Source organism: Billgrantia lactosivorans (assembly GCF_003254665.1).
Lineage (GTDB): Bacteria > Pseudomonadota > Gammaproteobacteria > Pseudomonadales > Halomonadaceae > Halomonas > Halomonas lactosivorans.
Window position 1 is genome coordinate 660,576 of sequence record NZ_QHGY01000001.1, and the last position, 22,916, is coordinate 683,491.

At 59.0% G+C, this 22,916-nt stretch carries 18 protein-coding genes and 1 pseudogene; 3 read left to right on the forward strand and 16 right to left on the reverse strand.

Annotation, left to right across the window (positions count from 1 at the left end):
• Positions 1-109: 109 nt before the first annotated feature.
• Positions 110-1,879 carry an NAD(P)-binding protein gene (locus DIS04_RS02955; protein ID WP_245904464.1) on the forward strand — a complete coding sequence of 590 codons (1,770 nt, stop codon included), beginning with the start codon at positions 110-112 and terminating at the stop codon, positions 1,877-1,879.
• Positions 1,880-2,090: 211 nt separating this feature from the next.
• Here DIS04_RS02955 and DIS04_RS20385 read toward each other — a convergent pair whose 3' ends face one another.
• From DIS04_RS20385 to DIS04_RS03010, 14 genes and pseudogenes are all read right to left on the reverse strand, one after another.
• Positions 2,091-2,465 carry a hypothetical protein gene (locus DIS04_RS20385; protein WP_162623008.1) on the reverse strand — a complete coding sequence of 125 codons (375 nt, stop codon included), beginning with the start codon at positions 2,463-2,465 and terminating at the stop codon, positions 2,091-2,093.
• A gap of 942 nt (positions 2,466-3,407) precedes the next feature.
• The gene (locus tag DIS04_RS02965) at positions 3,408-6,563 is read right to left on the reverse strand and encodes an ATP-binding protein (RefSeq protein ID WP_111412221.1); all 3,156 of its coding nucleotides are present in this window, start codon (positions 6,561-6,563) and stop codon (positions 3,408-3,410) included.
• A gap of 119 nt (positions 6,564-6,682) precedes the next feature.
• Positions 6,683-7,135: a hypothetical protein gene (locus DIS04_RS20390; RefSeq protein WP_162623009.1), complete on the reverse strand. Its 453-nt coding sequence runs from the start codon at positions 7,133-7,135 to the stop codon at positions 6,683-6,685.
• A 79-nt stretch (positions 7,136-7,214) separates the two neighbouring features.
• Complete coding sequence (locus DIS04_RS20395; protein WP_162623010.1) at positions 7,215-8,051, reverse strand: hypothetical protein; 837 nt, start codon at positions 8,049-8,051, stop codon at positions 7,215-7,217.
• Positions 8,052-8,183: 132 nt separating this feature from the next.
• Positions 8,184-9,998: an AAA family ATPase gene (locus DIS04_RS02970; protein WP_111412222.1), complete on the reverse strand. Its 1,815-nt coding sequence runs from the start codon at positions 9,996-9,998 to the stop codon at positions 8,184-8,186.
• A gap of 30 nt (positions 9,999-10,028) precedes the next feature.
• A complete protein-coding gene (locus tag DIS04_RS02975; protein ID WP_111412223.1) occupies positions 10,029-11,102 on the reverse strand; it encodes a DUF6414 family protein in 1,074 nt (357 codons plus the stop codon).
• A gap of 83 nt (positions 11,103-11,185) precedes the next feature.
• Positions 11,186-12,019 carry a hypothetical protein gene (locus DIS04_RS20400; RefSeq protein ID WP_162623011.1) on the reverse strand — a complete coding sequence of 278 codons (834 nt, stop codon included), beginning with the start codon at positions 12,017-12,019 and terminating at the stop codon, positions 11,186-11,188.
• A gap of 253 nt (positions 12,020-12,272) precedes the next feature.
• Entirely contained in the window at positions 12,273-12,890 is a 618-nt protein-coding gene (locus DIS04_RS02980) for a DUF1294 domain-containing protein (RefSeq protein WP_111412224.1), read from the reverse strand.
• Between the two features lie 404 nt (positions 12,891-13,294).
• Positions 13,295-15,493, reverse strand: coding sequence for a catalase/peroxidase HPI (gene katG / locus DIS04_RS02985; protein ID WP_111412225.1), 2,199 nt, complete (start codon positions 15,491-15,493; stop codon positions 13,295-13,297).
• A 205-nt stretch (positions 15,494-15,698) separates the two neighbouring features.
• Positions 15,699-15,806 (reverse strand): annotated as a pseudogene (locus DIS04_RS02990) (AAC(3)-I family aminoglycoside 3-N-acetyltransferase); the annotation flags it as partial.
• A gap of 129 nt (positions 15,807-15,935) precedes the next feature.
• Positions 15,936-16,448, reverse strand: a complete 513-nt coding sequence (locus DIS04_RS02995; protein ID WP_111412226.1) for a DinB family protein — start codon at positions 16,446-16,448, stop codon at positions 15,936-15,938.
• Positions 16,449-16,565: 117 nt separating this feature from the next.
• The gene (locus DIS04_RS03000) at positions 16,566-17,006 is read right to left on the reverse strand and encodes a DUF1801 domain-containing protein (protein ID WP_111412227.1); all 441 of its coding nucleotides are present in this window, start codon (positions 17,004-17,006) and stop codon (positions 16,566-16,568) included.
• Positions 16,924-17,424, reverse strand: coding sequence for an ester cyclase (locus DIS04_RS03005; RefSeq protein WP_111412228.1), 501 nt, complete (start codon positions 17,422-17,424; stop codon positions 16,924-16,926). The genes DIS04_RS03000 and DIS04_RS03005 overlap by 83 nt, the downstream gene beginning before the upstream one ends.
• 173 nt (positions 17,425-17,597) lie before the next feature.
• Positions 17,598-17,966: a group I truncated hemoglobin gene (locus DIS04_RS03010; RefSeq protein WP_218938119.1), complete on the reverse strand. Its 369-nt coding sequence runs from the start codon at positions 17,964-17,966 to the stop codon at positions 17,598-17,600.
• A gap of 104 nt (positions 17,967-18,070) precedes the next feature.
• On the opposite strand from DIS04_RS03010, the gene DIS04_RS03015 reads away from it, so the two are divergent.
• On the forward strand, positions 18,071-20,131 hold the full coding sequence (locus DIS04_RS03015) for a tetratricopeptide repeat protein (protein ID WP_111412230.1): 2,061 nt from the start codon (positions 18,071-18,073) through the stop codon (positions 20,129-20,131).
• A 51-nt stretch (positions 20,132-20,182) separates the two neighbouring features.
• On the opposite strand, the gene DIS04_RS03020 is transcribed toward DIS04_RS03015, so the two are convergent.
• Positions 20,183-20,839 (reverse strand): TetR/AcrR family transcriptional regulator, encoded by a 657-nt coding sequence (locus DIS04_RS03020; RefSeq protein ID WP_111412231.1) that lies wholly within the window; start codon positions 20,837-20,839, stop codon positions 20,183-20,185.
• Between the two features lie 88 nt (positions 20,840-20,927).
• Here DIS04_RS03020 and fabF point away from each other — a divergent pair, with 88 nt between their 5' ends.
• Positions 20,928-22,193: a beta-ketoacyl-ACP synthase II gene (gene fabF / locus DIS04_RS03025; protein ID WP_111412232.1), complete on the forward strand. Its 1,266-nt coding sequence runs from the start codon at positions 20,928-20,930 to the stop codon at positions 22,191-22,193.
• 89 nt (positions 22,194-22,282) lie between these two features.
• Here fabF and DIS04_RS03030 read toward each other — a convergent pair whose 3' ends face one another.
• Complete coding sequence (locus DIS04_RS03030) at positions 22,283-22,897, reverse strand: DNA-3-methyladenine glycosylase I (protein WP_111412233.1); 615 nt, start codon at positions 22,895-22,897, stop codon at positions 22,283-22,285.
• Positions 22,898-22,916: the final 19 nt, after the last annotated feature.

Consider the following 22,916-nt stretch of genomic DNA (forward strand, 5'->3'; position numbering starts at 1 on the left):
AGCTCAGTATCACCACGAACGCCGGTATCAGCGCTGCCAAGCGCAACGGATCACTTCGGTATCACCTCATCTGAGCCTCTTGGACGCAACACCCTCCTGGTGGATTCTTGTGAAAACAACGACGGGGGGCGCCACCATGGACCATGCACCGCTACGGGTTGCCATCATCGGCGGCGGGGTTTCCGGCCTGTCGCTGGCCTACTATCTGCAAAAACTCGGCTGCCAGAAGCTGGGGCACGAGACGGCCCGGCAGATCGAGGTCACGATCTTCGAGCGCAAGGCCAGCCTGGGCGGCAACGCCGAGACGGTGTGGGTCGACCTGGGCGTGCGGCGGTACCCTGGCAAGCCCGAGACGCCCTATCGCCGCTGGGCCGACCTGGGCGTGAATGACGTCAACCTGGCGACCTACCACCGCCTGCGCACGATACTCGGCGAGATCGGCGAGTTGGAGCGCATGAAGCCGCTGGAGAACACCGAGAGCTACTTCAGCCGCGACGGCAGCATCGCCCTGACCGACGACAAGGAGCTGTTCCGTGGCGTCAGCGACCCGGCCCGCGAGTTGTGCAAGGTCGATGGAGGCCGGCTGGCGCTGCTGATCCCCGTGGTTCACCAAAGTGCCATCGCCCTGGTGGAGAGTCACCGCGTTACGCCGCGCTATACGGTGGACGACTTCTTCGACGCCTGCGCTGCCGCCCCCGCCGACATGCTGGCCGCGGCGGCGGAGCGTTTGAGCGTCACCATCGACTGGCAGGATCCGGAGCTACCGGCGCGGCTGGAGCGCATCCGCCGCACCATCTATTACCCGCGCATCTCGGCCATGTACTTCGCCGACGATCGCGGCCCGGGCGGCATGCCGCTCCAGGCCCCCTTCGAGTACTACCGTATCCAGGAGGGCGGCTCGCCGCCGGACCGCCGCTATTTCGAGCACGGCGCCCAGCACTGGCTGGAAGCGCTGGCCGCGCACATCGTCAACCCCAATACGCCGGGCCCCCGCGTTCAGATCCTGCGCGGCATCGAGGTGGAAGCCAGCCTCTCGCCCCAGGGTGTGACACTGACGGAGCGAGCCCCCGGCGAACGCCGCTGGAAAGCCGACCTGCTGTTCATGGCCACCCACGCCGAAGACGCCCTGCCGCTGCTGACCTTCGGCGACGGCCTGAGCGACACCCAGCGGGAGCTGCGGCATATCCTCGGCAAGGTGCGCTACACCCGCAGCTTCGGCGTCTGCCACACCGCCGCCGCTCGCCTGCCGCCCGATCGCAACCTGTGGCGCACCTACAACATCGAGGTGCGCAACCCCGAGGACACCTTCTTCCCCTACCGCATCGACTACGTGGCCAATCGCCACCAGAACGATGCGGAGAACCCCGCCTACAACCAGGCGGGCCTGCCGCAGTACTTCGTCTCCCTGGTGGACGACCTCAACCGGATTCCCCGCAGCGAGATGCTCGAGCGGCAGTCCCCTCCCCTGGACGAGCCCGTACCGATAACCGCCGCTCCCGGCGAGGGCGGCTATCGCGACCGGCTGCCGCCGCTGGACAGCGCCCTGGAATCCAAGGCCTGGACCCTGTTCAAGCACAACGTGCTGGATGCCAATTGCCTGGAGGCGCAGGCGGAGATCGAGCGCTACAACCAGGCCACCGCCCGACGGAGCGCCGAGGGCCAGGAGGGTTGCCCGCTGCTGTTCGCCGGCGGCTGGACCCGCGGTGCCGGCCTGCAGGAGCAGTGCCTGGAGCAATCGGCGCATCTCGTCGAGCTGCTGCTGGGCACGGCAGAGCGCCGGGATGACAAAGTCCTGCGGCTAGTGCCGACTGGCAGCCAGGCGGGGCAGCGTCATCCGCATGCCGGCGGCTTCGCCTCGGTGCCAGCACCCAGACGCTGATATAAGGCCTGGGCGACGACACCGACATTGATTTCGGCAAGCCCGCCGAGAGCGGCACCTGGATCCCCAAGCCATCTGCCGTCCAAATCTCTCAAAGATTGCCTAGTGCTGGCCGCGAAGTAAGCAAACAGCAGAAACGAAATCCCTGGGTCAGATGACTGGCCCAGAGGCTTTGTGTCAGGTGATTACCGTTACTGCACAGCCTATAGCGCTATTCTTCAAAACTTCGCCCCTTCTCTTCATCAAGTAGATCCTTCGACAATTGCTCAGAAATTTTTTTCATACCACGCTCAACCTGAGGACTTAAAGCTGTTCCTGAATGGTAAACCGGCACAACTTCACCCAGCTTCGAGTACTCCGGGTGAGCCTGAAGAATCTTTAAGTATCCATAAAATTTATCGGCGCTTGTTGACTCTCGCTGAAACTCCTTCTTAATCCTCTCGGCCAACCTTGCTATCCCTTCAAGGTCGTCATCGTCATTTCGAGCGACATAGACCACCTCAGCCAGGCGCGGTGTGGACCATCCAAGCTGCCTCATCGCCTTTCTTAGCTCATCCCTAGCACCCATTTTCTCAAATGTCCCCATTTGTCCCCTTGGATGTCTCTAGTATGGTCCTTGTCCCAGCGGGGACAACCAACCACACAAGGAGTACGTTATGTCTAAGTCTATGACCAAAGCCGCTGCTTCCAGAATTCAGTCAGCCACCGCAAAGCAGCATGGTGGTGCGGTACCCAAGGGTTCGTTTGCAGCGCGTGCACAAAGCACTGCCTCAAAGACTACCCCACCCAATGGCCCCAGCAAAACCGGTGAACCCTCTGGCAAAGGAAGGGGAAACAACCCACCTAAGCGTTAATACCCTGAGGCCGCGAAAGCGGCCTCTTCACCTGCAACTTGCAATATTGGTTCTCATAGCTTTAAGAAAGCCATCCGGGTCTTTACTCATTGACGAAACACTTATCTCAGCAGTGGTTTCCCCTACCGCGCACAGGCAGATTTCTTGCTTCCTAGCGTAGCTCTCCCGAGCCAAAGGCAGGGCACTAGAATTGACGCAAGAGTCAACCAATTGATATTCTGCCCGTAATGGATATCGGTCTGAGGAGGAAACATAACCCTCCGCCTTGTAGCCTCCGAACGCACCGATAAACAATGCGGTAGTAGCGGAGATCAGAGGCTTCTTGTACTTTCTATAGGTATGGCCTAAAAAGCTTGATTCGCACTCGTCACAGACTATATTTTCAGCGCACTTGATTTCCTTATCCTTGGAACAGCTCGGACATTCAACGATCATTCCCCGCCCCTTTATAGTTTTTAGATGACTGACCACTAGCTAGTATCAAAGGAAGTGGCAGACTATCATGTCGAAGAAGGACTTATCCAAGTTAGTAACAGCACCAACCGCAACAAATTACTTCGGCATCACCAAATCCCCCCTTGGTAGCATCTCGATCCTTGGATCATGTTGCCTAGGAGCTTCATCATGGACCACGTACCACGAAGAAAGAGCGTCGGATCGATGGTCCCACGCGGTTAGCGCCGACTGGCAGCAAGGCGGGGCAGCGTCATCCGCACGCCGGCGGCTTCGCCTCGGTGCCAACACGCTCGTAAGGCTTCCAGGGCGTGTGCCTTACCGCCCTTCTCGCCCTCCGCTTGGCCGTTCTCCAGCCAATCGGCATGGGCTTCGATCAGGGCGCAATGGTGCTCACCCCAGGCACAGGGCTCCGCCCCCATCAGTTGGGTCAGGCGCCGGGCATAGTGGCGGGCCGCCTCGGGGCGCCCGTCGAGCAGGCTGACTTCTGCCGCGGCGATCAGAAAACGATAACCGTTGTGCCCCACACAGCCGGCATCCAGCAGCGCTTCGCCCTGTTGTAGCGTCGCCAGGCGGGCTTCCGGCTCCTCTTCCAGCAACGCCCGGGTGCCCAATACCCAGGGGCCGATAAAGGCCTTCAGGCCGTGCTGTTCGACCAGTTGCCAGGCACGCTCGATGCTGGCCCGCGCCTCGGCCAGCCGCCCGGTGATCAGCTCGACCCGGGCGCAACTCTCCAGCAGGAATGCCTCGAAGCGACCGGAGCCCAGGCCACGCGCCACCGTCAGCGCCTGCTCGATCTGCTCGTCCGCCGCATAAGGCTCGCCCTGGGAGAGCAGAATCCACCCTGCCGTGAGCCGCGCCACCACCTCGGCACGCCGGTTGCCGACCCGCTTGCCCAGCTTGGCGGCATCGAAACAGTCGGCCAGCGCCGCTTCGGTCTGGTTGGCGTAGATACGGGCGGTACCCAGCATGAAGAGGTTGGAGGCCTCCAGGTCGGCGTGGCCATGGGTTCGGCACAGCGTGACGCAGTGATCGAACAGCTCGAGGGTGCTGAGCATCTGCCCCTCGGCATAGTGGGCATCGCCCAGCCCGCTCAGGGCCTGGATCTCGGTGCGCACGTCGCCGCCACGGCGGGCCTGCTCCAGGGCGCGGGTGTGATAGGCGCGGCTGGTGGCAAAGTCGCCCCGGGGGAAATAGAGATTGCCCTTGAGATAGAGCGCCTCGGCCAGGGGCAAAGGGTCCTCCAGCGCCTCGGCCAGGGGCAGCAGGCCGTCGAGTATCGCCTCCTCCGCCGCCAGTGCATCGAGCATGTTCAGCACCCGGGCCAGCCACAGGTCGGCGCTGATGCGCTGACACTCCTCCCGGGCGAACGCACGCGCCGCCTCGAAGTGCTCCCGCGCCGCCTGGACCTGACCGGTGGCCATCGCCACCTGGCCCTGCAGCAGCATCAGGTGGTACTCATCCTTCGGCGCATAGTCGATGGCGCGGCAATCCCGCAGCAGCGCCATGGCCTCCTCGTGCCGATAGCGGGCCATTTCCGCCGCCACCGCCTGCAGGAAGGCATTCGGCGCCTCCAGCGAGCGCGCGCGGTGCAGGTGGCGCGCCCGCAAGCCCGGTTCCGCCTCGCCGTAGAGCGCGGCCAGGCGCAAATGCAGGCGGTCGCGCTGGATCTTGGGAATCCCCTCGTAGATGCCTTGCAGGATCAGGTCGTGCACGAAGCGGTAGCTGTCCTCTTCCAGCGGGCGCACCAGGCTGTAGCGCTGAGGAAGCTCGGGCTGATAATCGGCCTGCCCCAGCACCTCCTGCAGCGAGGCCAGGGAGAAGCGCTGCCCCATCACCGCGGCGATGCACATGGCCCGACGATCCAGATCGGTGAGCTGATCCAGCTTGCTCTGTACCAGATTGGCGAGGCTGGCCGGCAGGCTGCGATGAGGATGGAACAGCAGCAGTTGGGTCAGGAACAGCGGGTTGCCCTGGGCCTGGGTCACGCAGCGGGCGGCGTGCTCGGCGGGCACCGTGGCGAAGCTGGCCACCAGGGCCTCGGCCTCCTGGGGGCGCAGCGGCGGCAGCTCGATCAGAGTGAGCGGCAGCTCCGGCAGCTGCGGGCGCAGGCGGGTCTCCAGCGGGTCCTGCTCCAGGCGCGAGGTGAACAGCCAGATCACCGGCGCTTCCTGGGTACCCTGCAGCAGCCCGGTGAGCGTGGCCAGCAGCGCCTCGTCGGCCCAGTGCAGGTCCTCCACCACCACCAGCTGCGGGCGATGAATGGAGCGCGCCAGGAGCAGATCGCGCAGTGCCAGCACCAAGCGCTGGCTGCGGGTCGCGGGAGTCATGGCGGCATAGAGCGACTGCGCCTGCTCCGGCTGAGGCAAGCCCAGCAGCGGACGCAGCAGCATGGCGTGATCCATGGGCAGGCGCAGCGCCGAGAGACGGGCCGGTAGGAGAGCCTCGTCCAGAATTTCCGCTTTCGCCTCGGCGGACGCTTTCAACAGCGAGCGCGTGAGCTGCATCAGCGGCCCTTCATCGGCGCGAGTACCGAAATCCAGCACCTCGGCCTGGTGATGATCGGCATGGGCCGCAGCCATCTCGGCAAACTCGGCGCTCAGGCGCGTCTTGCCGATACCCGCCACACCGCGGATATAGATCAAATGACCGGCCTGGTAAGCCTGGGTGCTCTCCAGGATGGCTTGCAGCTGGCCCAACTGCACCCGGCGCCCCACCAGTTCGAAGCGAGCGTCATGAGCCTCGTCCCGGGGTTGGCGATAGCGCAGCCACTCGCCACCTTCGTCATCGAAAACGAAGCGCTCCGCCAGCTGCACCGCTACGCCACGCTCGACCCACACGCCGCTCTGCCCACCCGACATGGAAAGCGGCGCAGCCGTAGGCCAATGGCCGGCCTGAAGATACACGCCGCGGGCCACCCCCTGCTCCACCAGGGTAGCGGCACACAACAGGCCGCGCTGGGCATCGCTGCGGTAAGCCCGAGGCAGGCCGAATAGTGCCGTGCCTCCTTCCTCCAGGCTGCCGCCGAAATGCTGCACCCAGCTCGCCAGCGCCGAGGGATCGGCCGCCACGGCGTGCAGCTGGATCAGTACGCGGGCGCTCTCCATCTCCTCGATATCGGAAGCGACAACGGCAGCCTCCTCGGCCTCCGCCGACAACGCCTCGACCTCGACCTCATAGATCTCGGCCAGGTGGCGCGCGGTACGATACAGCACCGCCTTGCCACTCTCCGCCCGCTTGATGGAAGCGATGGAGACGCACAAACGCCGATCAAAACAATACTCGGCCAGCGCCTCCTGACTCAGGCCCAGCCGCTTGCGATGCTGCTTCAAGCGCTCACGATCCAGCCGCAAGCGCCCGTCTTGGGGGATGAACACTGTTAAATGTTTTTCCTGCGTTTATGGGGAATATAAGAGGGGTTGGTTGATTAATGCCGTGGTAATGGGCGTCAACGGAGCAACGCGTAGTTGGCGTCCTGTTGACCACCTGGTTAAATTCAGTTGGTGGCGTCGAGACGAGTATGCCAGACCTCAAGAATAGCAGGACCAATAATTCTCATTTCCTGCACAGTCAACGCATTACCTTTCGCCATATTGCAGACGAAGCAGGACAAGGCAAGATTTCCTAGGGCGTAGCCTTTCTTCGGTTCGACGCAATCTATGTCCCAAGACACGAAATAGCCCTTACCTTTTTTCAGCTTCAGCTCTTTAAGCTCTGAATATGTCAGGCCGCAATATGCACATTCATCACTCTGATCGGTATACCAAGAGACGAACTCGTTTTTTCCAATGTGAAGTCGCTGCTTAGCACCCTTTTGTTTGTCCGCGAAACGAGCTTTCGCCCGTTTTTCCATATCTTCGTATTGACACCAAACACAATCAGCACGGCCCTTCCGGAATGCGTCTTCTGGCGTCAAATCTCCACATGATCGACATTCTCGGACTTGCATTTCTACTCCCAAAATTTAACGCTTTGCTCACCAGAAGTTTGGGAGCGCAGCGAGTAATTTTTCCGCGTGCAGCAATTTGTTAGGCACTCTCTGCATGCCTTGAGACTCGAACAATTGTCAGTGCATCTGCAAGCATTGGCACAAAAGATGGCTTGAACATATCTCGAAACAGTTTTGACTCTCTGCTAAGGCCGGCAGATTCGAAATCCGTTAATACATCGAAAAGCTTCCTGCTGGTCTCGGCAGCTCGATCCAACGACACCTCTCGCTCTACAATTTTGGTAGCGAACTCTCTTGCTGAGATCGCTTTACCTCTAACTGGTTCGCTACACCAAATCGAATCGTCTGTTTTGTCATTAAAAAAAATAAAGTGATTGTCGTTATCGAGGTAAGAAGACGGACAATCATTAAAGTCAGCCAGCCGCAGAGAGTCGAGATCCACATCTATTTCATAGAGCGATGCCTTATCAAAAATCATAGGACAAGCGTAGTAGACTAAAGCTCCGGCGTTCTGGTTGAGATTGAACAATAGCTCATGCTGAGATAAGCCGGTGTTAGCATTTTTCGTGGTATCCAGCGAAACTCGATAATGCGGCTTATTCGTGATCATTTTCGGCGTATATCTATTAAATTTCTCCATCTTTTTTACCACCTTAAACTGAAGAAAGTAGCCAAAAAATTGATCATTGAGGTGGGGGCTTTTGCTTTTCGCTGCATCTTTTACCAGATTAAAAAATTCGCTCTCACTTAATTCTGATATAGCATAAGCTTGATCAAACCCAACAAAACACTCTCGTTGAGGAGAGTACTTATAGAAACTAACAGCACCTTGCGGCCCCACACCGATTGTATCCCTGATGGCGTCCATGATTGGGCGATGGTAATGCATTTCTAAAACAGTTTCTGATATGGCCAAAATGACTCCCTTAATATCTGAGCCTAACGCCCGCTTCAGCTGCGCTGAAACTAGAGTGTTTTTGTGTTACTGTTTGAGCGCAGCGAGTAGCACAAAAACGCGGCGGTTTTGGCGTCAGACTGCAAGCGCCTGTTAGATTTCGGCTTCAACATAACCACGAAATAGATTTGCCATAACCACTCTTAGATTTTCTGGAACATCTTCCCAATCATCACCCCAAGTGTTGACGAACTGATACGCTTTGAAAGGCTTCTCTGAGCTTGGTGCATCATAGCCGAGCAAATCTTCAACACATTCCTCAAGAACTACAATTTTATCAGCGTCACCCACTGCTTCCAGAATAGGCTGGTTGAATTTCTCGGCACCATCTACGCCTGCGTCACGGTCATGCATAACTCTAAAATTAATAGACAGTGCGTGAAAATACTTCGCTATACCAATGATGGATGCTTTACCTCTTGCCTTAACCACTTCGAAATCGGAATGAATCTTAGCTCTTTTGTCGGAAGGAAGCCTTTTCAAGGCTTCCCTTAACACAATATCTTCGGTATCCCCTTCAACCAAAATTACAGTCTTAGTAAAAAATGCTCTTGCAATATAATCATCAATTCGAAGTAGCATTTTTACATATGTTTTATCATCCTCACCTAATGCAATGAACTCATCAGATACGTTAAATGCCACACTTTCTGTATACGCGCCATCACAACGAAACCTGTTTAAGACCTGCCTAGGTTTGCGAGAAAGATCAATCATGTATGGAGAATGAGTAGTAGCAACAATTTGCGATTGCCTCCCGGAAAGCTCGTATATAGTGTCCCGCATTTGGTTGGCTGCGCTGGGATGAAGATAAATTTCTGGCTCTTCGAAGCCGATGATCAGACTTCTATCAGAGTTGTCATCACGCTGTGATAACCAACGTTGCCGGAAGCGAAGCATTCCAAAAACGGCTGACCGCACCATTCCAGTACCTTGATGACTCACGGGCGTCTGTATATTGCTAGACATAGCGATCTCGAATGAGGGGACAAGAGCCTTTTTCGGGTCACTAAGGTCCGCAGTCGCATGTAGCGCGGAATCCGGAAATACACTTGAAAGAACCTTGTTGAGTTCAATCATCATCTTTCCAAACTCAGACTTTTCGTCTGTTGGATCTAGCTCCTTAGTGAGTTCGTCGAGGTGTTTCTGTGCAGCTTTATAATTATCTGATTCATCGCGAACGTCTTCGAATAACTCGGTTAGCGTCTTTCCTAACACTCCCTTCTTGGGATCATCGATTTCATAAGATGCCGCTTCCGCGGGAATTCTAAGAAATGTAGGCAAACGACTCAGAACGTTTCCAGGTATTCCGCCTGGATTCTGAAACCATTCCTCTTCCTGTCCCAACTCCCAGAGCTCATCAATAGCCTCCAGCTTGATATTTTCCTTTGCCGGAATTGCCTTGTTCAAATCAGAAAATAACTCTTTAAATACTTCTTCACTTGCACCGGCATCAATAAAGTCTTGCGGACTCTTGCATTTTTCGAATTGTGTAGCAATAGACCGTTGCTTCGACTTCAGCTCGACAATGACATCCTTGCCTAGGGGGAATCTTTTTCGATAATGAATAGAGACTCCCGTCTCACCCGAACCCTCCGGCAGCTCGTAACTGAATGTTCTTCCTTTGAATCCACGCCAGCTGTTTGATTCAATCGGAACATTACGAAATTCCGCTTCAAGTGTTATGCAGTCCGTAACAACCTTTACCTCTCCTGTATCCTCATCCACTTCCGAATAGTAGTCTGCTTCAGAAATTCGTTTGTTGGCCGAAAGAAGATACTCAACAGCAATCAAAACGGAGCTTTTTCCAGCGTTATTCGGACCAATGCAAAAGCTAGCATCGCCGAATTCAACTATCACAGATTGAAGCCTTCTCAACCCTTCTATTTTTAGCTTATGAAGTCTCACATTCTCCCCCTGAGAAATCTAACGCCGCATTCAGCGGCCTGTCCGCTGCAATGCTTTGTTAGGCTTGATAGATCGGTAAATTGCAATTGGTTGAATCATAATTCGAGGATACCTACACGTTCGAATCATTTCTTCAAACCCATCGAAGCCACGAAAAACACCTCTGAAAGCTCTCTCTATTGATTCCGATTCACGTCCTTCCTGATTTAACTCTTCTTCATTGAACTCGATCATTGGATCAAACTGCTCGCTTCCTTCTTTTGGAATCGCCGTAATTACGCCAAGAATATCAAGCTTAACGGTTGGTTTTGATCCATAAAGAAAATGTACCGATTCAGTACTGCTCTCCAGAAAAGACTCTCGTTTTAAATTCGACAATATATGAAATTCAGGCATATCATCAAAGGGATATAACCGGAAATTAATTACTCCGGGAAGAAATACCCTTATCCAGTTTTGCATTCCTTCAATGATCCAGTCTTCAACCTCGCCAATTGACTTTGCTTTGATAAGAAGCTCTATGTGACGCTCTAACCCCTCTAATTCATTTTTTCGCTTGGTCTTTTGCTGTCCATTTTTCATCAATCGGATTTCATTTTTCTGGGACTCGATCTTTTTTAGTATCTCTTTACACTCATCTGACTCTCTTAGCGAAGACTCTATACTTCGATTTATAAGGGCCGCAATATCTTTGTAGTTAGCTGATATTCGACATATACGCTCATAATCTTCGAGAACGACCCATCCTGTCGCTTTAATACATAGCGTGTTTTCGAATATCGATATTGCCTCACCCGAAGCCAGCTGTTCTTTGCTTACGTCAACACCTATTTCTGCTGCATACCCTAATTTAAAAAGCTGATCTTCTAATTCATTATACAATTCATGGTGACTAACTCTCGTCTCCTTAAATGACTCCGAATCAGTACCGACACCACCCGCCTCATGCTTGAACAGCTTGAGATCATAGTTTCGTAGATTTTTATCCGTTTGATTGGAGGAAGTTGATGTTTCAAACTGCTGAATTATTCCCCCAGTTATCTGGCTATAAAGCGAGATAACTTTATCCATGTCGAGATAAATCAGATCCTTAACTTCATTCATCTTTCTCGCCTCATTTTTAGCCTAACGCCCGCGTAATAGGCGCGAGCTTACGAGCGTCCTAATTGACGCGTTTGTTAAGCGATTCATGCCGACTTCTCCAATGCCCAATCGCTTGGCCCAGAGACTGCCAATAGAGGAGCGCGGACTCTAATATCGATCCTAGACAGCAGACCATACAAGAGGTCGTTTAAATTATGATCATTTAGATAGTGCGATACAAACATATCGAGAGAATCTATTTTACCGATAAGGCTATATGCTTCTTTTATATCTGGGTGATTGAGGAGCTTTTCGGTAAATACATAATCCTTGAATACGGGCAAAATATTCTCTGATTCAGACTCCCTTTTAGCTTCAGAAACTGCCTCCTCTAAAACAGCCTCATCAATTGACGCTTCCTTTTTCAAGATTGCCACTGGATCTATGTCACTCAGCGCATGAGTTAAATAGTTGAAATACATATCTTGCCACTGCATCCTGACGATGCCTTTTTGAATATCTTCATTCATGGCTTTAAATAGTTCATCAAAATTGGTGGCTAAATTAGAAAGAAGAGCTAATGACTTATTGAGATTCTTTAAGTCCGAATTCTCACCAACCTCCATGTCACAAATAACCGAGATCATTTTCTCTAGCTGTGATTCCGCCTCTTTGGCAATTATTGCCTGCCTCTGCTGAATCCTGTTTTTTCGAAATTGAACATAAGCCAAAATAAAAGCTAATGCAGTAGCTATTTGTGCGATGCCATTGATGAGGTCTAAAAACGTTATCTGGGGACTGGAGTCGTACCCACTCAAAACTCCGAATATAACGCAGGCGCCATAGGTGACATACGCTGTAGTTATCACAACGATACAAACCATCCCGACTAGATCAAGCGATATAGGCCTTTTTAGATTCGGTTTTTCAAGTAGCACGATACTAGTTCCTTGCTACCGCTTAACAGTGATTGGACTGCACGTCCTGATATTCAATGAACATCCTGCGCGTTCAATAATATTATTTAACGCGCCTCATTTATTACAAGTTATTGATTTAAGTATAGCTCGACTACCTATTCAGAATTCGCCCGCATGCTCGTTTTTCCGGTTCCAATATACTGTATGCATGATAACTGATGAAATTGAGATATACAGATGAGATCACGACGAGACGCCGCCCTAGTTACTATTAACCGATCCCCAAACCAGCCCACACGGTCACAGCATCACCCGTATAAACAAGCCACCCAACCACCCCACAATTCACCACCACCCCACACCAAAATATGGTCTGAAATGGCTGCTTCCTGGTTTTGTGCCGAAATAGTCGCTGCGCTGGCAGCGCGCCGGGCCAGCCACCGATCAAACCTGCGAAGAGCAGTGTGGCTTCGGGTGTGCGCCTTCTGCCCTTCCCTGCTGCGGCTTTGTCGATGCCGTACATGGCGAAGGTGACTACGCTCAGCAGCGCGTATGCCGCCATGAGCTGCCATGGTGTGTTGCCTAGAGCGCTCAGGGCTGCCAGGAGTGCGAAGAACGCAGCGGCGATGGCGCATGCCAAGGTCAGCCCTTTGGAGCGCGGGGATGTATGGCGTGATGCTTTTGTCAGGTAGCCCGCCTTCTGGGCTTTCGGTCTGTCCTGGCTATCTCGTGTCAGCTGGTAGGTAATCGGCTCGTTGATTGTTGGGCGGCGCCCATCGCGGGGAAAAGCGCTGATGTGGACGAACACGCGAGGGCCGCCTGCGGCTGGCGTGATGAACCCGAAGCCCTTGGCGTCGTTCCACTCGGTGAGTTTACCTTCATGGCGCATGGGTTATCTCTTCTGAATCAATCAATTGTCAGAGAATACCATGCGCGGTCGAATCTGTTTGAATTCAGTAAGTTATTAAGGAATGTAAATAAGACTTGATTTCGTCTGGCGGGGAGTTGGGGAGTCGGGGCACGCTACCGCCCCTGCTGGCAGAATGGATGATGATTCGCATCATCCTAATGCGGCAGTCCCTGAGTACGTCTTGGTTACTTCGTCATCTTCTGTGACTTTTTACTAACCGTAACCAACAGAAACGTTAAGGGCAACGTCAACGAAAGCATGAGGCGCGGCTAGTGCCGCTTCTCTTGATCTGAGTCGGGACATAAAAAACCCCGAAGGCAGATATCCCACCTACGGGGTCAATTATTTACACCAGGTCCGCGTTACTGCCGCGGACCTGTCGTTCAGCGGTGCAGGTCGAAGCGGTCGTTCTCCATGACCTTGACCCACCCTTTCACGAAGCGGTCGATCATGCGCTCCTCACCGCCGTTGGCGGCGTACTCCTCGGCGATGGCGCGTAGCTGGGAGTTGGAGCCGTACACGAGGTCGACGCGGGTGGCGGTCCACTTCTTCTCGCCCGTCTTGCGGTGGCGGCCTTCGAAGCGCTCTTCGCTGTCGTCGAGGGGCTCCCACACGGTGCCCATGTCGACGAGGTTGACGAAGAAGTCGTTGGTCAGCTGGCCGGGGCGGTCGGTGAGGATGCCGTCGTTGTTGTCTCCCACGTTGACGCCGATGGCGCGCATGCCGCCGAGCAGTGCGGTCATCTGCGGCACGCTGAGGTTGAGCATGAAGGCGCGGTCCACCATCAGGTGTTCGGCCGGGATGGAGGTCACCTGGGGCTGCATGTAGTTGCGGAAGGCGTCGTGCCTAGGCTCCAGGTAGGCGATGGTATCCACCTCGGTCATCTCCTGGGTGGCGTCGGTGCGGCCCGGGGTGAACGGCACGGTGACGTTGTGCCCGGCTGCCTTGGCCGCCATCTCGACGCCGACGCTGCCGCCCAGCACGATCATGTCCGCCAGCGAGATGTTGGCGTCCGAGGCGTCCTTGATCTGCTCGAGCTTGTCGATCACGTCATACACGCCGGAGCGCTGGTTGATGTCCCAGCCGGTCTGCGGCTCGAGACAGATGCGCGCGCCGTTGGCACCGCCGCGGTGGTCGGTCTGGCGGTAGGTGCAGGCCGAGGCCCAGGCGGTGCTCACCAGCTGCTTGGCGGTGAGGCCGGAGTCGGCGATCTGCTGCTTGAGGGTAGCGATCTGCTGGTCGTTGACCAGCGGCCCCTGGTGCTCGGGCACCGGGTCCTGCCAGATGAGCTCTTCGTCGGGCACCTGCGGACCGAGGTAGCGGGCGCGCGGGCCCATGTCGCGATGCAGCAGCTTGTACCAGGCGCGGGCGAACTCGTCGGCGAGCTTGTCGGGGTTCTGGTGGAAGTCCTTGGCGATCTCGAGGTAGATGGGGTCGGTGATCATCGCCATGTCGGCGGTGTTCATCACCGGCGGGTTCTTCTTGCCTTCGACGTGGGCGTCGGGCACCCAGTAGCCCTCCTTGACCTCCACCGGCTGCCACTGGTTGGCGCCGGCGGGCGACTTCTTCACCTCCCACTGGTGGGCGAAGATGGTGTTGAGGTAGGCGTTGTCCCACTTGGTCGGCGTCGGGGTCCAGGCGCCTTCGAGGCCGGAGGTCACGGTGTATTCGCCGAGGCCGGTTTCATGAGTGTTGGCCCAGCCGAAGCCCTGCTGGTGGATCTTGGCGCCTTCGGGGGCCTCGCCCACGGCATCCGGCGAGCCGTTGCCGTGCATCTTGCCGAAGGTGTGGCCACCCACCGTCAGCGCGACGGTCTCGCGGTCGTTCATGCCCATGCGGGCGAAGGTCTCGCGCACGTCCTGGGCGGACTTCATCGCGTCGGGAATGCCGTTGGGGCCTTCCGGGTTGACGTAGATCAGCCCCATCTGCACCGCGGCAAGGGGGTTGTCGAGCACGCGGCTGCCGTCTTCCCAGCTGCCGGTGTAGCGCTCGTCGTTGGTGGCGAGCCACTCGGTCTCGGGGCCCCAGTAGATGTCGTCCTCCGGCGCCCAGATGTCGGCGCGGCCGTAGCCGAAGCCGAAGGTGCGGAAACCCATGGTCTCCAGCGCGCGGTTGCCGGCGAGTACCAGCAGGTCGGCCCAGGAGATCTTCTCGCCGTACTTCTGCTTGATCGGCCACAGCAGGCGGCGCGCCTTGTCCAGGTTGCCGTTGTCGGGCCAGCTGTTGAGCGGGGCGAAGCGCTGGGCGCCGGTACCGCCGCCACCGCGGCCGTCGAGCGCACGGTAGGTGCCGGCGGCGTGCCACGACATGCGAATGAAGAACGGGCCGTAGTGGCCCCAATCAGCAGGCCACCAGTCTTGCGAATCGGTCATCAAGGCATCGAGATCGGCGCAGAGTTCGTCGACGTCGAGCTGCGAGAACGCCTCGGCGTAGCTGAAGTCGGCCCCGAACGGGCTGGCGTCGGGGTGTTTCTGGTGCAGGATGTTGAGGTTGAGCTGGTCGGGCCACCAGTGCTCGTTGCCCTGCAGACGGGACGTGGTGCGCGCCCCGTACTCCCGGCGTGTAGGCTTTTGATCGGACACGGTCTTCTCCTCGACTGGATGGTGGCCTACAGGGTATCTGAGCCGATAACGCCGCATCGCCTCATGTTGTTGTAAACGCCTTGCAGCTCTTCGCCGCAGGCATCGAGCGTCCCGTAAGCCGTCAAGTATCAGTCAAGGATTAGAGAGCGAAACCGTCAAGCTGCAGGAAGGCTTTCGGCTCGATAGGGGCAGGCTATGAGGAGGCTCAGCTGCGCCTGACGGGGATATCGAAATGCAGGACGCTCTCCCTGAGGCCCAGCTTCGAATACAGGGCAATGGCCGCCTCGTCCTCCGGCCCCGTATCGGCCTGGACGTCGCTGTAGTCTCGATAGACGTTCGCTAGCTCGGACTTGGTCATCTGCGCTCGCCCTTTGCGAGGCCTTCCCAACAGGAGACGGATCAGGCGGCGGATGGACGCACAATCCTCAATCTGGCCTCGAGGTCAGGTTGCATGGCGCACTAGCACCTGCGGTAGCGCGATCAAATCCGTCACGCCATAGTCCTTGCCGCATTGGCTCAGCAACGCCGTCAGCTGGCCCCGATGATGGGTCTGGTGATTGAAGAAGTGCGTGACCGCGAACCACATCTCGAGGGAGCGAGGCTCGGGATTGCTGATACTCGTATACGCCAGCGTGGCTGAAAGCTGGTCTTCCGTGAGCGATTCGGCCCACTGCACGATCTCTTCATCGGTGGCTTTCCGGTCATCGCTCAGCGCATCGAATGCAGGGTGAAGCTCCTGGTCCAGGCCGCTGACGTGAAATGCCTTCCCGGTGAATCTCCCTAGCCAGATCTTGTCCGCCAGCAGCAGGTGGTTCAGGGTGCCATGAACGGACTTGAAGAAGACTCCACGATCCTCATGCCGCTCGGCCTCCGAAAGCTCGGCGCACACGGCGTAGAGACGCTCGTTCATCCATCGGTTGTAGCTGGCTAGATCTCTTGCCTGTTGCGCATGCATGTCGACACCCTCCTGAGGCCTGGCATTGAGCGGGAGCAGATCACCACCAGCTTACTCGGCTGGAAGACATTCATTCAGATTTCGTTGAGATCCAGGTGACATTGGCCCGGTCGCTCGCTAGAACATACGCTCCCCAGGCAGCCGGGCTGCCTGGCGAAGCCACGCTTCCAGTTGGGCTTCGTCGATCGGTTCGTCCTGGTGGATATGCAGGTAGCGCGTGTTGGGGTCCTTGGAGGCGACAGGCGGCGGTGGCTCCAGCGAAGCGCCGTTGAGAAACGCCACCTTGATGTACTTGGTGAAGCAGTGAAAGGTCAGAAACCAGCCCTGGCCCTCGATGCCATAGAAGGGGGAGTTCCATCTCACGGCCTTGCGCACCTCGGGCAGCGTACGCACGATGAGCTCGTCGAGACGGCGCCCGACGTCCTGCTTCCACTCCGGCATGGCGGCGATGTAGGCCTGTACGGGGGCGTCGCCGTCAGCCTTGGGGATCTGCGGGTTGCCTCCCGACAGCAGCGTCGGTTTCGCTTCTGCCGTTGGCTTGGCCTTGTCGCGTGGCATCACCGCTTTCCTCCTGATCAATCTGATGGGGGGCTAGCTGCGCCTCGATAGCCGCTTTGTCGATGACGGACCACACCTCCGCGATCTTCTCGCCGCGGAACTCATAGAACACGTTCTCGGCAAAGGAGACCCTTCTTCCGCAGACCGCCAGGCCGAGAAACTCTCCCTTCGGTGTGCAATTGAAGCGGAGTCGGCTGGCTATGTAGGGCGGGTCCGACACCAGTAGCTCAACATGGAAGGATAGGTCAGGGATCTCGGAAAAGTCTCTCTCCAGCATGCGCCGGTAGCCAGATACCCCGAGCCGCTCGCCGTTATGCTTGACGTCTTCATGAACGAAGCGCCCCAGCGCTGGCCAATCCTGCCTGTTCAAGCAGGCGATGTAGTCTCGATAGACGTTCGATAGTTCGGGCTTGGTCATCTGCGCTCTCCTCAGATACTGGGCTCGCCGTTCAAAGCCTGGCAGAACGGGCCATTCATACCGGCCATCGCTTGATGGCGCGCTCTATCCGTCATTGGGAGGATAAGACACACCCGGCCCAGCGGCCGGTGCAATCGACCGTGGGCGGGCATGGCCAAGCGACAGTGCCGCGCTCATTTGTGGATGATCTCCCCCTTGAGCGAATAGGCGATGCCCAGCACTTCGTCGCAGACCGGGCGCGGATACTCCATCTCGTTCATGGCTTGCATGATGTCGTCCATCACGGCCACGTATTCGGCCGCGCTGACGTTCATGCCGGTGTGGGTCTCGAGCATCGAGCGCCCGGTGTACTCCACCGGCCCGCCGGTACCGGCCGCGATGAACTCCTTGACCTTGATGCGGGCCCGCTCCAGCGCCTCCTGGTCGAGGGCCTGGTAGCGTGGGCCGGCGACGTCGTTCTGCAGGTGGAGTTCGACGATGCGGTCGCAGAGCTTGTCAATACCGTCGCGACCGCCGAGTCTGTCATAAAGGGTTTCGTTCATGGCGAGATGCTCCTTTCTTGGATGCGGTTTCGGTTCGGTGCCAGGGCACCTACATAAAGGGCGTAACATTCCTTGTTACAACCGCAACAAAAGGCAATTGAGCGATGACGAAAGCGCACCTGTCGTCGATTCGCACCGCCCTCGACGCCGGCGACTTCGCCCGGGCACAGCAACTGCTCGAAGGGCTTTCGATGCCGCCTTCAGCCGAGCTGCTGGCGCTCCAGGCCCAGGCGGCTTACGGCACCGGCGACCTGGAAGGCACGCTGGCCGCCTATGGCGAGCTCTACCACCTGCACCTCGAAGCGGGCCGCCCCCACGAGGCTGCCTTCGCCGCCGTGATGGTCGGCATGTACCTGATGATGGATACGGGCCTGATGGCCACGGTGCGCGCCTGGCTGTCACGGGCGGAGCGCCTGGTACAGGACGCGCCGGGCGATCCCGTCTGGGCGTGGCTCGCCGCCGTGCGCACCTACGAGCGCCTGATGTGCGGTGACATGCCGGGCACGGCGCAGTGGGCGCAACGGGCCATGGACGAAGGCCAACGGCACGGTCTGGCGCCGCCGACGATCATCGGCCAGGTGGCCATGGCGCGGGTGCGCATCCATGACGGCGAGCTGGATGAAGGGCTGAGTGCGCTGGACGACGTCGCCGTGGAGCTGAGTTCCGGCCATCTCGACCCCCTCACCACGGGGCAGATGTGGTGCGAGGTCATCTGCGCCATGCAGTGGATCGGCCAGCACGACCGCGCCGAGGAGTGGACCGAGGCGATGGAACGCTGGCGCCATGGGGCGGCGTTCGGTGGGCTCAACGGCCGCTGCCGGGTGCACCGCGCGGAGATCATGCGCCTGCGCGGGCCTTGCGACGCCGCCGAGCAGGAGGCGCTGCTGGCCTGCGAGGAGCTGCGCCCGTGGATGCGGCGGGAGTACGGCTGGCCGTTGACCGAACTCGGCAATGTGCGGCTGCGCAAGGGCGACTTCACCGGTGCCGAGGAGGCGTTCCTGGCGGCACATCAGAACGCCTGGCTGCCACAGCCGGGCCTGGCGCTGCTGCGGTTGGCCCAGGGCCGGGTCGAGGAAGCGCTCTCCATGATCAACGGCGCCCTCGACCATCCGTTCGACATCCCCTCGAAGGAGCGCCCGCCTTCGGGAGGGCTGCAGCGGGCGCCGTTGCGCGATGCCCAGGTGGTCATTGCGCTGGCGGCCGGAGACGCCGACACGGCCCGCACCGCCGCAGCCGACCTCGCGGAGATTGCCGGGACGTACCGCAGCCGCACGCTGCGGAACTCGGCGCTCGCCGCGCAGGGGCGCCTGGCGCTGTTCGACGGGCAGGCTAACGATGCGATACGGCTTCTCAGCGAGGCCGTCATGGAGTGGGTCTCGCTGCGAATGCCGTTCGAGGCCGCGCAACTGCGGGTCGAACTGGCGGCGGCGCACCGCGCGGCGGGCGACGACATCACGGCCGAGCTGGAGCTCGAGGCGGCGTGTCGTGCCTTCGAGTCCCTCAACGCCCTGCCTTGGGCGGAACTGGCCCGCGAACGCCTGCCGGTCACCGCTTCGCTGCCAGATGCCGAACCCGAGCAGTGTGTCTTCTGCTGCGAGGGGAACATGCGCACGGTGACGTTCGACGGCCTCACCGTGTACCTGAAGGATCTGAAGGGCATGCACTACCTGGAACGCCTGCTGACGGAGCCCGGCCGGGAATTCCACGTGCTCGACCTGGTGGCAGTGGAGCGTGGCTCACTCCCGGTCGGTGACACTTCGGATGCCACCAGGCTCGATGCCCATGCCGGTTTGTGCCAGGCGGGGCTGGAGGTGTTCGACTCGAAGGCGCGTGAGGCCTACCGGCAGCGGCTCGCCGAGACCGAAGAGGACATTGCCGAGGCCGAGGCCAACAATGACTTCCACCGCGCCGAGCTGGCGCGTGCCGACCGTCAGTTCCTGATCGATGAGCTTCGCCGCGGTGTCGGCCTGAACGGTCGCGCCCGAACCGTCGGTGACGGCCTGGAACGCGCTCGCACCAGTACCACCCGCTCGCTGCGCTACGCCCTCAGGCGCATCTCGCAGCATCATCCGAGCCTCGGCGAGCACCTGGAACGGACGATCCGCACCGGCACCTACTTCACCTACGAGCCCGATCCTCGCGCGCCGGTGCACTGGAGGACCTGACGGCCCCGAGGGCGCCACCCCGCTGGGGTCTTCAGGGCCGATCGAGTACGCTCACGCGCCGCCCTGCCCCGCAGCCCCCGTCATGCCGTCCAGTTCGCTCTCGTCGACGCCGAGCATCTGCAGGATGTTGCGCTGGGCGGCGTCGAGGATGTGCTGGCGCTCCTGCTCGCTGGGCAGGCTCTTGGCGATGGCCACGGCACCGACCAGGGAGGCGAGAATCACCCGGGACTTGTCGGCGATGACCTCGCGGTCGGGCTCGAAAGGCAGCTTCTTCAGGCGGCTCAGGGCGATGAGCCGGGTTTCCAGCATCTTCTTCATGCGCAGGTAGGACGCTTCGAAGAGCGTACGGATCTCGGCGTTCTCGTTGCCGATCTCGTTGAACAGCACCGACTCGGGGCCCGGCTTGCGCTTGCGCTCCAGCTCCTGCAGGTTCCAGCAGTTGGCGACCAGCTCCGTCAGGTGCTTCACTGAGAGGGGCCCCTTGACCAACCGGGCCGCACGGCTGCTCTCAAGGGTTTCGCGCACCGAGGCGTGGTAGAGCGCTTCCTTCGAGGCGAAGTGGGCGTAGAAGGCACCGTGGGTCATCTTGGCCAGCTTCATGATCTGGCCGATGGAGACCTTCTCGAAGCCTTGGCGGCTGAACAGCTCGATGGCCGACTTGAGAATGCGCTCCCTCGATTTGGCCTTGTGGCTCGTCGGGTAGGGCATGGCGACCTCACACTGCGCTGAATATTATCTTGATCATATCAAGCTCGGTGTTAGCGTGGCACAACCCCAAGCTGTTCAGGAAATTACCATGCAATCACCGCTCGTCATCACCGGCATGGGCATGATCAGCCCCCTCGGCTGCGGCGTCAAGGCAGGCTGGGAGCGCCTACTTGCCGGCCGTTCCGGCGTCTCATCGATCTCGCGTTTCGATACCGGCGAGCTGCCGATCAAGGTCGCAGGCTCGGTGCCCGGCATCGAGGACGACCCCGAGGCCGGCCTCGATCCGGATCGCGTGGTCGACGCCAAGGAGCGTCGCAAGATGGAGCTGTTCAGCCTCTACGCCATGGCCGCCGCCGAGGAAGCGCTGCGCCAGGCCAACTGGTTCCCCGAAAGCGACGCGGACCGGCTGTCCACGGCCACCATCGTGGGGTCCGGCATCGGCGGTTTCCCCACGATCACCCAGGCGCAGAACACCCTCTCCACGCGCGGCTACCGCCGGCTCTCCCCGTTCACCGTGCCGGCCTTCCTGGCCAACCTGGCGGCGGGCAACGTCTCGATCCGCTACGGCTTGCGCGGGCCGATCGGCTGCCCGGTCACGGCCTGTGCGGCCGGCGTGCAGGCCATCGGCGACGGCATGCGCATGATCCGCAGCGGCGAAGCCGAGGTGGCCCTGGTGGGCGGCGCCGAGGCCTGCATCGACCCGCTCTCGCTGGCCAGCTTCCACGCCATGAAGGCGCTCTCCACCGAGCAGGACGACCCCACCAGGGCCTCGCGCCCCTTCGACCAGGCACGCAACGGCTTCGTCATGGGAGAAGGCGCGGGGCTGCTGGTGATCGAAACCCTGGCCCACGCCGAGGCACGCGGCGCCACGCCGCTGGCCATCCTCAGCGGCTACGGCACCAGTGCCGATGCCCATCACATCACCGCCGGCCCGGAAGACGGTGGCGGTGCCGCGGCGGCCATTCGCGCGGCGCTGCGAATGGCGGGCATGACGCCCACCGATATCGACCATATCAACGCCCACGCCACCTCGACGCCGGTCGGCGACCGCGCCGAGATCGCCGCCCTGCGCAACGCCTTCGGCGACGCCCTCGGCGGCATCCCGATCTCCGCCACCAAAGCCTCGACCGGCCACCTGCTGGGTGCTGCCGGGGGCGTGGAGAGCATCTTCTCCGTGCTTTCCGCCATGCACGACCGCCTGCCCCCGACCCTGAACCTGGAGCACCGCGACGAGGACCTGCACGACCTGGACATCGTCTCGGGCGAGGCGCGCCAGCACGCGACCCAGCACGTGCTGTGCAACGGCTTCGGCTTCGGTGGAGTGAATGCGGCGCTGATCGTGAGCAAGGTGTAGGGGTAGCCCTTCCACTGATTGCCATAAACGACAACACCCCGAGCCTGTGGGCTGGCTCGGGGTGCCCTAGTGGCGCGTTGGCTACGTGGCTACGCAGCGGCAGGCCGCTCGAAGCCCAGACGGGCACGTTCGACCTCGTCACGGACGACGCAGCCGATCGCGTGGTCGTTGATCAATCCCATGGCCTGCATGAAAGCGTAAACCGTCGTCGGCCCAACGAACTTCCAGCCTTGCTTCTTGAGTGCCTTTGACAGTGCAATCGACTCCGCCGACGTCGATGCGCTCTGTGGCTCAACGTCCCGCTGCGGGGCTGGCTCATGGCGCCAGAAGAAGGCCGCAAGAGAGCCTTCCCGCTCGACGAGCTCCATGGCACGGCGCGCATTGTTGATGACGGCTATGATCTTGCCTCGGTGTCGCACGATTCCCGGATCGCCTAGCAGGCGCTCGACGTCGTGCTCGTCAAACCGTGCGATGCGGGTGAAGTCGAAGCCGCAGAAAGCGGCGCGAAAGTTCTCTCGCTTCGCGAGGATCGTGCGCCAGCTCAGACCCGACTGAAATCCCTCGAGACACAGCTTTTCGAACAGGCGCCGATCATCGCTGACCGGGAACCCCCACTCGGTGTCGTGATAGGCAAGAAACTCAGGGGCAGCGCTACACCAGCGGCAACGTTGGTGGCCGTCGGGGCCAGGAATCAGATTCGTCATTTTGTCGTCCTGAGTGAAA

Coding starts and splice junctions, on each gene's coding strand:
- DIS04_RS03005 (WP_111412228.1), bottom strand. CDS start 17,424: ATGACCAAGCCCGAACTATCGAACGTCTATCGAGACTACATCGCCTGC.
- DIS04_RS20390 (WP_162623009.1), bottom strand. CDS start 7,135: ATGCAAGTCCGAGAATGTCGATCATGTGGAGATTTGACGCCAGAAGAC.
- DIS04_RS03020 (WP_111412231.1), bottom strand. CDS start 20,839: ATGCCCTACCCGACGAGCCACAAGGCCAAATCGAGGGAGCGCATTCTC.
- DIS04_RS03010 (WP_218938119.1), bottom strand. CDS start 17,966: ATGAACGAAACCCTTTATGACAGACTCGGCGGTCGCGACGGTATTGAC.
- DIS04_RS02980 (WP_111412224.1), bottom strand. CDS start 12,890: ATGCGCCATGAAGGTAAACTCACCGAGTGGAACGACGCCAAGGGCTTC.
- DIS04_RS02995 (WP_111412226.1), bottom strand. CDS start 16,448: ATGCATGCGCAACAGGCAAGAGATCTAGCCAGCTACAACCGATGGATG.
- DIS04_RS20385 (WP_162623008.1), bottom strand. CDS start 2,465: ATGGGGACATTTGAGAAAATGGGTGCTAGGGATGAGCTAAGAAAGGCG.
- DIS04_RS02975 (WP_111412223.1), bottom strand. CDS start 11,102: ATGAATGAAGTTAAGGATCTGATTTATCTCGACATGGATAAAGTTATC.
- DIS04_RS03000 (WP_111412227.1), bottom strand. CDS start 17,006: ATGCCACGCGACAAGGCCAAGCCAACGGCAGAAGCGAAACCGACGCTG.
- fabF (WP_111412232.1), top strand. CDS start 20,928: ATGCAATCACCGCTCGTCATCACCGGCATGGGCATGATCAGCCCCCTC.
- DIS04_RS03015 (WP_111412230.1), top strand. CDS start 18,071: ATGACGAAAGCGCACCTGTCGTCGATTCGCACCGCCCTCGACGCCGGC.
- DIS04_RS03030 (WP_111412233.1), bottom strand. CDS start 22,897: ATGACGAATCTGATTCCTGGCCCCGACGGCCACCAACGTTGCCGCTGG.